The organism is Olsenella uli (assembly GCF_901212675.1).
In the GTDB taxonomy this organism is placed as follows: Bacteria; Actinomycetota; Coriobacteriia; order Coriobacteriales; family Atopobiaceae; genus Parolsenella; species Parolsenella uli_B.
On the sequence record NZ_CAAKOQ010000039.1, the window covers coordinates 1 to 10,083 of the forward strand.

Below are 10,083 nucleotides of genomic sequence, written 5' to 3' on the forward strand. Positions count from 1 at the left end.
ACATGTGCAGAACGAACACGTCCCCAACTGTACGCCTAGCAAATGCGCAGATTAGCTGGACTGCCGCGGGCCTGAGCCGCCGTCGCGTGCGCCGATGGTAGTCTCTCGAGCGTAGGTGCGTTATGCCCGAGCGCCGCAGCTCGCCGCACGTTCGAAGGGTGACCAGATGGCTCGCAAGACGAAGAGGACCCCGAAGGTCTCGGTGATCATACCGGCCTACAACGTGGACCGCTTCATCGGCCGTGCCATCGAGAGTCTCCAGAACCAGACCCTGCGCGACTTCGAGCTGCTCGTCGTGGACGACGGCTCCACCGACCGCACCGGCCAGGTGGCCGACAAGCTCGCCGAGCGCGACATCCGCATCGAGGTCATCCACACCAAGAACCAGGGTGCCGCCGCCGCGCGCAACACCGCGCTCGACCGCGCGACCGGCGAGTTCGTGCACTTCGTCGACGCAGACGACTGGGTGGAGCCCGAGATGCTCGCCGACCTCGTGGCCATCGCCGAGCGCGACGATCTCGACCTCGTCATCGCCGGGTTCTACATCGAGACCTACTACGGCGACGAGGGCCGGTACACCTCCGAGCTCAAGAGCCGGCCCACGCAGACCTTTGCCTCGCCGCAGGAGTTTCACGCGTGCGCGTGGCGGCTGTTCGACACCAACCTCCTCTACACGCCGTGGAACAAGCTGTTCCGCCGCTCGTACCTCGAGCGCATCCACGCGCGGTTCAAGCCCACGTTCTGGGACGACTTCCCCTTCGTGCTCGACGTCATCCGCGATATCGAGCGCGTGGGCGTCACCGAGCGCGCGTACTACCACTTCATTCGTTTTCGGCAGGAGAGCGAGACGGCGCGCTGGCGGCCCAACATGTACGAGAAGCGCGAGGAGGAGCACGGCTGGATGCTCGACCTCTACGAGCACTGGGGCCTTGCCGGCGACCCGGCGAGCGTGGAGATGATCCAACGGCGCTACATCGAGCGGCTTGTGGGCTGCATCGAGAACGTGTGCAACCCCAGCTGCACGCTTTCAGCCGCCGAGAAGCTTGACCACGTGTCGAAGATGATCTGCAGCGACCGCGCGCAGCTGGCCGTGTCCATCGCCAAGCCGCACTCGCGGATGATGCGAGTCATGCTCATGCCGATCCGCCGCCGTGATGCGCGCATGGCGCTCGCGGAGGGCCAGGTCATCTCGTTCGTGAAGCGGCACAACACCAAGCTGTTCGCCGTGCTCAAGGCCAACCGGTAGGGGGGTCGTCCGCAGCTCGCGGCCCTCCATTTCACGCGCCTCGCTTCAATGGCCCCCGACGCTACCCACAGCTCCGGTTACCCCTCTTTGTCGTCCGGAGCTCTGGCGTCGATCCCATTGCTGCCCCAAGGCTCTCAAGCCGCTTCCTCTGCCGTCCCAAGCGCCCGCGAGTGCGTGGATTTGGGGTCGAGTGTGCAATTCTTCCGGTTTTGAACGTCTTGCTGGTGAAGCCCTGCCGACGCGTGCGGTTTAGCCGGAATTGAGTGCCTCGCGGGCACTCAAATCCGCGTAAAATGCACCTCAAATTAGCCTCCGTCCAAGAGGACACTCAAATCCGCTCGAACTGCACGCCGACTTCGGAATCCCAACTGGGACGAGTCACCGACAGTTGGTGGGTGGGTTCCAGACAGCAAAGGTCGGCGGGTCCAAAACCCGCCAGTATTCCGTTCCCAGCGAGTAGTATGCAGAAATCAGAATAAAATATGAAAGAGTATGCAGAATTAAGAAAACTAGCCCAAACATTGATGTTGCGTGAGGCTATAATTCCATCTCGTCAAGCGGGGAGACGTCCGGCGGCCGTGCGCCGTCGCAAGATACGAGGGACCGGCGGCGAAGCGCGCCGCCGAGCACACGAGGGGGAATCGCATGTCGTATAAGGTTGGTGTCATCGGCGCCGCGGGCTACGCGGGGGCCGAGCTCGTGAGGCTGCTCGTGCAGCACCCCGACTTCGAGCTGTCCGTCATCACGTCCAACGCCGACGCGGGCACGCCGCTCGCCGAGGTCTACCCCGCCTTTAAGGGCTCGTCGGACATCGAGTTCACCACGCACGACGACCCCGCGGTCAAGGACTGCGACCTGGTCTTTCTTGCCGTGCCGCACACGGCGGCGCTCGCCCAGGCGCCGGGCCTGCTCGAGGCCGGCGTCACCGTCTGCGACCTCTCGGCCGACTACCGACTCGCCGACCCCGAGGTCTACGAGCACTGGTACGGCACCAAGCACACCTCGCCCGAGCTCCTGGCCACGCGCTCCTTTGGCCTGCCCGAGCTCTTCCCCGACGACATCGCCCGTGCCCATGACCTGCGCGAGGCCGGCAAGCCCGCCCTCGTTGCCTGCGCCGGCTGCTACCCCACGGCCACCTCGCTGGCCTCGGCCCCGGCCATCCGCGCCGGCTGGTCGCAGGGCCTCGTGGTGGTGGACGCCAAGAGCGGCGTCACCGGAGCGGGCAAGGGCTGCAACGCCAAGACCCACTTCTGCAACGCCGACGAGGACGTGCAGGCCTACAAGGTGGGATGCCACCGTCACACCCCCGAGATCGAGCAGATTCTCGGCAAGCTGGGCGAGGTCGTCTTCACCCCGCACCTCATCCCGATGAAGCGCGGCCTGCTCTCGACCGTCTACCTGCAGCTCACCGACGAGGCCGCCGACATGTCCATCGAGGACATGCTCGGCTGCTACCTCGACTTCTACGACGGCCGTCCGTTCGTGCAGGTGCTGCCCGTGGGCGAGCAGCCGCGCACGGCCAGCGTGGTGGGCACCAACGTCTGCCAGGTGGGTCTCGCCAAGAACGAGCGCACGCACACGCTCATCTGCACCGGCGCCATCGACAACCTGTGCAAGGGCGCGGCCGGTCAGGCCGTCCAGTGCGCCAACCTCGTCTTCGGCCTTGCCGAGGCCGCCGGCCTTCCCCGCGTGGGCATGCCGGTCTAGCGCTTCTACCTGCACCAACGGCCCCAGCGGAGCGAATGCTCGCGCCGCGGGGCCATCCAATGAGTCAAGGAGATCAAATGGTCGAGACAAACCGGCCGAAGCTCGCAGTGGTCGAGAACGGCGGAGTCGCGAGCGCCAAGGGCGTGCACGCGGGCGGCATCCACGCGGGGTTCCGCAAGAACCCGCAGCGCCTGGACCTTGCGCTCGTCGAGTTTGACCAGCCGGTCGCGGCGGCGGGCACCTTCACCACCAACAAGTTCTGCGCCGCTCCCGTGACCGTCTCGCGCGAGCATCTGGGCGCCGACGGCGGCGCGATGGTGCGCGCCGTCTGCATCAACTCCGGCAACGCCAACGCTGCCACGGGCGACGAGGGCCTGGACGCGGCCGAGGAGACCTGCGACATCGTGGCCGCCGAGCTGGGCTGCGACCCCAAGCAGGTGCTCGTGGCGTCCACGGGCGTCATTGGCCAGCTACTCGACGTGGCGCCGTTCAAGACCGGCATCCCGGCCCTGCACGACAAGATCGGCGCGCAGGCCAACGAGGAGAGCCTGCGCCAGGCGGGTGGCCACGACGCCGCGCGCGCCATCATGACCACCGACACGCACCCTAAGGAGCGCGCCGTCTCCTACGAGGCCACGGGCGCCCTCGCTGGCCACACCATCACGGTGGGCGGCATGTGCAAGGGCTCGGGCATGATCATGCCCAACATGGCCACGATGATCTGCATCGTCACCACCGACGCCCCCGTGACGCCGGCGGCCCTGCATGAGGTGCTGCTCTCGTCCGTCAAGGCCACGTTCAACAAGGTCACGGTCGACTCCGACACCTCCACCAACGACACGTGCATCGCACTGGCCACCGGCGCCGCCGCGCCCGATGCGCCCGCCATCGAGCCGGGCACGCCCGAGGCCGATGAGCTGGCGCACGCCATCCACGACGTCTGCCAGCACCTCGCCCGCGAGATCGCGGCCGACGGCGAGGGCGCGAGCCGCCTCGTGACCGTGACCGTGGCCGGCGCCCCCACCGACGCCGACGCCGACATCGCCGCACGCGCCATCGCCAACTCGCCGCTCGTCAAGACGGCCATCTACGGCCACGACTGCAACTGGGGCCGCATCGCCATGGCGCTCGGCAAGTGCGGCGTGCCGTTCGACCAGCGCGACGTCGATATCGACATCATGGGCATGCCAGTCTGCCGCGACGGCCTCACCGTGGCCTTCGACGAGGACGAGGCCCTGCGCCGCTTCGACGAGCCGGAGATCACGATTTGGGCCGACCTCGGTGCCGGCACCTGCGAGACGACCGTCTGGACCTGTGACCTCACCCACGAGTACATTAAGATTAACGGAGAGTATCGCACTTAAGGTCTGGCCACCTGGGCGGCCTCCTGTGGCACGCCATCTTGTCGCTCAAGCTGCGGCTCGCGTATTCAATACGCGTCGCCTTGCTTTTGCGCCAATCTGACGCGCCACAGAAACCCGCTTACGGTGTTGGGGGTGTCGCGCGCACCTCGCCTCGACGCCCTTTCACCAGTTCGCTTGAGCATTCCGGCTGAACGGATTCCATCATGAAGTTCGCAACTGAGACATATGGCCGCGCGAAGCTGCCCGACGAGCGTGCCGGCCAGGTGCTGTTCGAGGCCCTGCCGTGGATCAAGAACATCACCGGCAAGACCGTCGTCATCAAGTACGGCGGTGCGGCCATGGAGAGCGCCGAGCTGCGTGCCGACGTCATGAGCGATATCGTGTTGCTCAAGATCCTGGGCGTCAACGTGGTGATCGTGCACGGTGGCGGCAAGGCCATCAACCGCGCGTTCAAGCGCCTGAACTTCCCGGTGGAGTTCAAGAACGGCCAGCGTGTCACCACGCCCGAGGCCATGGACGTGGTGCGCCAGGTGCTCGTGGGCGAGGTCAACCAGGACCTCGTGGCCAGCGTCAACCGCCACGGCAACCTGGCCGTGGGCGTCTCGGGCGCCGACGCCGGCACGCTCATGTGCTCGCAGCTCGACCCCGAGCTTGGCCGCGTGGGCAAGATCGACCACGTCAACACCGCCTACCTCGAGAACCTCATCAAGAGCGACTACATCCCCGTGGTGGCCACGGTGGGCATCGGCGAGGACGGCGGCTACTACAACATCAACGCCGACGTGGCGGCCGGCCACGTGGCGGCTGCCATCGGCGCGCACAAGGTGATCTTCCTCACGGACGTCGATGGCGTCTACCTCGACTTCTCCGACAAGGACACGCTCATCTCCAACATGAGTCTGCGCGAGATGGAGGACATGATCGCGAGCGGCAAGGTGGACACGGGCATGATTCCCAAGCTGCAGAGCTGCTGCTATGCCCTGCGCGCCGGCGTGTTCCGCAGCCACGTCATCAACGGCAAGATTCCGCACTCGCTGCTGCTGGAGCTGCTCACCGACAAGGGCGTGGGCACCACGATGCACTCCACCGACGAGGCGCTCGAGTACGATGCGCACCCGCTCGGTACGCTCGCCAGCCGTTTGGCCGTCAACAACTAGCCCAGGGCGCGGCGCCCTCCGCCCGCCCCGTCCGTCTCGCTCCACAAGAACCCCGAAAGGAACCCGCATGTCTTACGAAGAGGCCAAGAAGCTCGACGACGCCTACGTGATGCACACGTTCGGCCGCTCGCCGGTCGAGTTCGTGGGTGGCCACGGCATGTACCTAACCGACGACAAGGGTGCCGATTACCTGGACTTTCTTGCCGGTATTGCTGTGAACTGCCTGGGTTATCACCACGAGGCGCTTGACGCAGCCATCGCCGGACAGGCTGCCAAGCTCCTCCATGTCTCCAACTACTTCCAGATCGAGCACAGGGGCGAGGTGGCCCGGCTGCTCTCGCAGGCCGCCAACGCCGGCAAGGGCGAGCCCTCCGCGGCCTCCCCGGATGAGCCGCAGCTCTGGCGCACGTTCTTTGGCAACTCCGGTGCCGAGGCCAACGAGTGCGCCATCAAGCTTGCGCGCCTGCATGCCAAGCGCGGCGGCAACGGTGGCTACGACATCGTCTGCCTCAAAAAGAGCTTCCACGGCCGCACGATGGAGACCATCGCGGCCACAATGCAGGGCTGGGCGCAGGACCCGTTCAAGCCGCTGCCCGGCGGCTTCGTGGCCATCGACGCAAACGACGTCGAGGCCCTGCGCGCCGTCTTTGCCGAGCGCGGCTCCAACATTTGCGCCGTGCTGCTCGAGCCCATCCAGGGCGAGAGCGGCGTGCACCCCATGACGCAGGAGTTCATGGACGAGGTGCGCCGCCTCACGAGCGAGAACGGCGCGCTCATGATGTGCGACGAGGTGCAGTGCGGCATGTTCCGCACGGGCCACGCGTTTGGCTTCCAGGCCTATGGCGTGGTGCCCGACGTGTTCACGCTGGCCAAATCGCTGGGCGGCGGCGTGCCGATGGGTGCGTGCGTGGCAAAGGCCGAGGTCAGCGAGGCTTTCAAGCCGGGCAATCACGGCTCGACGTTTGGCGGCGGCCCGCTTGCCTGCGCCGCGTCGGAGTGCGTGCTGAACGAGCTCATCGGCGGCACCGCGCCCGAGGGTGAGGAGGGTGCCGGCTACTTGGCGCACGTGCGCGAGGTGGGTGCCTACCTGGCCGACCAGCTGGGCAAGCTGCCGCACGTGACCGAGGTGCGCGGCGCGGGCCTTATGCTGGGCGCCGAGCTCGAGGCGGGACTTCCTGATGCGCACGAGCTCGTGGCCAAGGCGCTGGCTGCAGGTGCCGTCATCAATGCTACTGGCCCCACCACGCTGCGTTTCCTTCCGCCGCTGGTCTGCACCAAGGCCGACGTCGACAAGCTCTGCGAGATTCTTCGCGACCTCCTCGCCTAGCTGTCACATTTCCTTCCGGATGATTTGTCACATAAGGGCCGTCGGAGATCTCTCCGACGGTCCTTGTTGTGTATTGGGCTATGACTTGCGGGACTTGCAGTAGCGCGGCTAAACGACGAGTTCATGCCCTCCGCCAGCGCGAGCATCGTGAGCTCCACGTCATCGGAATCGTGCATGCGGATCTCTTCTTGGATCAACCGATCCAAGTTATGTCCGCATCCTCCATGCGCCGACAGGCCCAACGATAGGCCCTTGAACTGAATGGAGGGGGCCGTGCCCCTGACCGTGTTCCCAAGGCTATGCTTCCAGGGCCCGGGGTGGGTCGAGTCTGCGGATAGCCGGTGCGCGTCTGCGGATAGCTGGTGCGCGGGCGGCGGTCTATGTGCAACTTTGACGGATTTGAACGCCCTGCTCTTTGAGCCCGTTTGGAGTGGTGCGATTCGGACGGATTTGAATATGCAAATCCGTCCGAATCGCACCGTGTTTTGTCCACGAACCAGAGGGGCGTTCAAACCCGTCAAAAATGCACCGCCCTCGGGAAAAGGGTGAAAGCACGTGGAGCAGAGAGGTCGGCTGTGGAGGGGTCGGCTGTGGAGAGGTCGGGTGTGGAGGGGTCGGGTGCGGAGGGGCGGGGCGCGAAGGGGCAGTTAGCTAAGGGACGGGGTGCGAAGGGGCAGTGAGCGAAGGGGGAAAGGCAGGGCTGCGCGTGCGAACAAAAAAAGCCGGGCCGGCGTATGCCGGTCCGGCTTCCTGCTAGAAGTCGCAGCTGCCCACGGTGCGCGGGTGCGGCAGCACGTCGCGGATGTTGCCCACGCCCGTAAGGTACATCACGAGGCGCTCGAAGCCCAGGCCAAAGCCGGCGTGCTTGCACGAGCCATAACGACGCAGGTCAAGGTAGTACTGGTACTGGCTCTCATCCATGCCCAGCTCCTCGATACGGCGCTGCAGCACGTCCAGCCGCTCCTCGCGCTGTGAGCCGCCGATGATCTCGCCGATGCCCGGCACGAGGCAGTCCGCCGCGGCCACGGTCTTCCCGTCGTCGTTCTGGCGCATGTAGAAGGCCTTGATCTCGGCGGGGTAGTCGGTCACGAACGTCGGCAGCTTGAAGTGCCGCTCGGTGAGGTAGCGTTCGTGTTCGGTCTGCAGGTCGATGCCCCACTTCACCGGGTAGTCGAACTTGTGGCCACCGGCCACGGCGTCCTTGAGGATCTTGATGGCGTCGGTGTAGCTCACGCGCGCAAAGTCGCTGCTCTCCACGTGGCGCAGGCGCGCGAGCAGCCCCTTGTCCACGAACTTGTTGAGCATCTCGAGCTCGTCGGGGCAGTGCTCCATCACGTCGCGGATCACCGAGCGCAGCATCTGCTCGGAGAGGTCCATCTCGTCGGCCAGGTCGGCGAAGGCGATCTCGGGCTCCACCATCCAGAACTCGGCCGCGTGGCGCGTGGTGTTGGAGTTCTCAGCGCGAAACGTGGGGCCAAAGGTGTAGACGTCGCCAAACGCCATGGCAAAGTTCTCGGCGTTGAGCTGGCCCGACACGGTGAGCGAGGCCGGCTTGCCAAAGAAGTCCTTGGTGAAGTCGACCGTGCCGTCGTCGTTGAGCGGCACGTGCGCGAGGTCGAGCGACGTCACGCGGAACATCTCGCCCGCACCCTCGCAGTCGCTGGCCGTGATGATGGGCGTGTTGACGTAGAGGAACCCGCGCCCCTGGAAGAAGCGGTGGATGGCCGCCGCGGCCTCGCTGCGCACGCGGAACACGGCGCGGAACAGGTTGGTGCGCGGGCGCAGGTGCTGCTGCGTGCGGAGGAACTCCACCGTGGCGCGCTTCTTCTGAAGGGGATAGTCGGGCGCGCTCGTGCCCTCCACGCGGATGGCCTCGGCCGTGAGCTCGAAGGGCTGCTTGGCGTCGGGTGTGAGCTTGAGCGTGCCGGTGGCGACGAGCGCGGCGGAGACGTTCTGGTGGGCGATTTCGTCATAGTTGGCAAGGGTCTCGCGGTTCATGACAATCTGCAGGTCGCGGAAGCAACTGCCGTCGTTGAGCGTGACGAAGCCGAAGTTCTTCATGTCGCGGATGGAGCGCACCCAGCCGGCGACGGTGACGCGCGTGCCCCCGAGTGCCTCGGAATCGGCGTAGAGCTGGGCAATCTTGGTGCGTTCCATATGGTCTCCTCGGGTTTGGCGGTCGTGTCACAGGTAGTAATGATATTCGATGGGGGAGGTACGGGCGGTCGCGGAGAGGCCGGGCGCGAGAAATCGGGAGCGTGCCCGTCTCTCTCGCGTCGGCCAGCCCCCGCGCCGGGCGAGAAGGACGAACGCGACCCCGAGCGACTCACTTGCCATCAGGCTCGCGCCAGGCCCCGATGATGTGGATGAAGCTCTCGTCCATGCGGTGCGTGGCGTCGAGGATCTCCCGCGCGTCCTCCGCCGCATCCCCGGAGAGGCGGCCCGCCGCGAGGTCGCCCTCGAGGAGCTCGGCGTTGTCCTGAATGACGGTGAGCGGCGTCTTGAGCTCGTGCATGAGCGACTCCATGTACCGGCGCCGGTCCTCCTCGGCCGCCCAGCGCGCCTCGAGCGAGTCCCTGAGCGAGACGCGCGTGTGCTCCATCGCCGCGAGCGCGTCGTCGACCTGCGCCACGTTGCTTGTCACCACGCTGGCCGCGTAGACGACCAGGTTCGTCGCGAACACTAGCCCGAGCACGTGGGCGCACTTGGCCACCAGGTCAGTGCGGGAGGCAGCGGCAGACCAAGCATCGGCCGCAGGCCCTGGTGTGCGTCCAGGTTGGCCAGGCTCGAGCTCATGAGCACCACCGACATCGGCAGCATGAGGACGTACCAGTAGTTCCGGCCGTAGGTGGCGAATCCCGCCCCGCCTGTGCCCTCGCCGGCGAGCGCGCCGGAGGCCATCATGCCGAGCGCGAAGAACGGCAGCGGCGCGACGAGCGTGACCTTGCGCGGGGCCGCGTGCGCGCCCTTGAGGACTTCGGCCCGGAGCGTCCGCGCGAAGCCGGGCCATCCGGCTGCGTGCTGTTCGTCCATGGCCTGCCCGGAAGAGGACTGCTCGACCGTGAACTGACCAACCGCGGGCCGGTCATACCCCTGAGTGCTGCGAGTCATCACGCCGCCACCCCCTTCTGCGCGGCGGGGCGGCTCACGTCCATGAAGAGGGCCTCGAGGCCCTGTCCCTTCTCAAGTGGTGTCTCATAGGCAAGCTGACCTGCGGTGATGATGCCGATGTCGTTAGCCACGTGCTGCACCTCGACCAGGATGTGGCTCGACACGATGACG

General features: G+C 66.2%; 9 protein-coding genes. 5 read left to right on the forward strand and 4 right to left on the reverse strand.

Annotation, left to right across the window (positions count from 1 at the left end; all coding sequences use genetic code 11):
- The first annotated feature begins 166 nt into the window (after positions 1-166).
- The 5 genes from EFAMC1_RS06180 (at position 167) to EFAMC1_RS06200 (ending at position 6,801) form a co-directional block, all read left to right on the forward strand.
- Entirely contained in the window at positions 167-1,246 is a 1,080-nt protein-coding gene (locus tag EFAMC1_RS06180) for a glycosyltransferase family 2 protein (protein ID WP_154053440.1), read from the forward strand.
- Positions 1,247-1,891: 645 nt separating this feature from the next.
- Positions 1,892-2,953 (forward strand): N-acetyl-gamma-glutamyl-phosphate reductase, encoded by a 1,062-nt coding sequence (argC, locus tag EFAMC1_RS06185; RefSeq protein WP_154053441.1) that lies wholly within the window; start codon positions 1,892-1,894, stop codon positions 2,951-2,953.
- 77 nt (positions 2,954-3,030) lie between these two features.
- The gene (gene argJ / locus EFAMC1_RS06190; RefSeq protein ID WP_154053442.1) at positions 3,031-4,317 is read left to right on the forward strand and encodes a bifunctional glutamate N-acetyltransferase/amino-acid acetyltransferase ArgJ; all 1,287 of its coding nucleotides are present in this window, start codon (positions 3,031-3,033) and stop codon (positions 4,315-4,317) included.
- Positions 4,318-4,520: 203 nt separating this feature from the next.
- A complete protein-coding gene (gene argB, locus EFAMC1_RS06195; protein WP_154053443.1) occupies positions 4,521-5,474 on the forward strand; it encodes an acetylglutamate kinase in 954 nt (317 codons plus the stop codon).
- Positions 5,475-5,541: 67 nt separating this feature from the next.
- On the forward strand, positions 5,542-6,801 hold the full coding sequence (locus EFAMC1_RS06200; RefSeq protein ID WP_154053444.1) for an aminotransferase class III-fold pyridoxal phosphate-dependent enzyme: 1,260 nt from the start codon (positions 5,542-5,544) through the stop codon (positions 6,799-6,801).
- A 753-nt stretch (positions 6,802-7,554) separates the two neighbouring features.
- On the opposite strand, the gene asnS is transcribed toward EFAMC1_RS06200, so the two are convergent.
- From asnS to EFAMC1_RS11380, 4 genes are all read right to left on the reverse strand, one after another.
- Positions 7,555-8,958 carry an asparagine--tRNA ligase gene (gene asnS, locus EFAMC1_RS06205; protein WP_154053445.1) on the reverse strand — a complete coding sequence of 468 codons (1,404 nt, stop codon included), beginning with the start codon at positions 8,956-8,958 and terminating at the stop codon, positions 7,555-7,557.
- Between the two features lie 169 nt (positions 8,959-9,127).
- A complete protein-coding gene (locus EFAMC1_RS06210) occupies positions 9,128-9,484 on the reverse strand; it encodes a histidine kinase dimerization/phospho-acceptor domain-containing protein (protein ID WP_154053446.1) in 357 nt (118 codons plus the stop codon).
- A complete protein-coding gene (locus tag EFAMC1_RS06215; RefSeq protein WP_154053447.1) occupies positions 9,484-9,912 on the reverse strand; it encodes a hypothetical protein in 429 nt (142 codons plus the stop codon). The genes EFAMC1_RS06210 and EFAMC1_RS06215 overlap by 1 nt, the downstream gene beginning before the upstream one ends.
- Positions 9,912-10,043: a hypothetical protein gene (locus EFAMC1_RS11380; protein ID WP_315984869.1), complete on the reverse strand. Its 132-nt coding sequence runs from the start codon at positions 10,041-10,043 to the stop codon at positions 9,912-9,914. The genes EFAMC1_RS06215 and EFAMC1_RS11380 overlap by 1 nt, the downstream gene beginning before the upstream one ends.
- Positions 10,044-10,083 lie beyond the last annotated feature (40 nt).